This is a genomic window from Mammaliicoccus stepanovicii (assembly GCF_002902525.1).
In the GTDB taxonomy this organism is placed as follows: domain Bacteria; phylum Bacillota; class Bacilli; order Staphylococcales; family Staphylococcaceae; genus Mammaliicoccus; species Mammaliicoccus stepanovicii.
Genome location: NZ_PPQZ01000056.1, coordinates 1 through 631 on the forward strand (window position 1 = coordinate 1; position 631 = coordinate 631).

The following is a 631-nucleotide window of genomic DNA, read 5'->3' on the forward strand; positions in this document are numbered from 1 at the left end:
TATCACGTTCCCAGATGGTACAACAGCGACAGGTACAACAGATAAAGACGGAAATTATACAATTGACATCCCAACAAATGTAGATTTAGTCGGAGGCGAAGTATTACCAGTTACTGCAACTGATGTTGACGGTAATAAATCACCAGAAACATCAACAACGGTTAAAGATATGAATGCACCAAGTACGCCATCAGTTAATCCGGTAACAAGTGAAGACAAAGTGATTACAGGAACGGCGGAACCAGGCTCAACCGTAACTGTCACGTTCCCGGATGGTACAACAGCAACTGGTACAACAGACAAAGACGGCAATTATACAATAGATATCCCAGGAAATGTAGATTTAGTTGGAGGCGAAGTTTTACCTGTTACTGCAACAGATGCAGATGGTAATAAATCACCAGAAACATCAACAACGGTTAAAGATACAACAGCACCAAGCGCGCCATCAGTTAATCCAGTGACAAGTGAAGACAAAGTGATTACAGGTAAGGCAGAACCAGATTCAACCGTAACTGTCACATTCCCAGATGGTACAACAGCAACAGGTACAACGGATAAAGACGGTAATTACACAATAGATATCCCAGGAAATGTACATTTAAATGAAGGTGAAGTCGTAAATGTAAAA

Annotated in this window: 1 protein-coding gene; it reads left to right on the top strand. The window is 41.0% G+C overall.

The features are described from left to right. Positions 1-631, top strand: a 631-nt coding sequence (locus CD111_RS08820) for an Ig-like domain-containing protein (RefSeq protein ID WP_240610498.1), incomplete at both ends; no start/stop codon positions are given.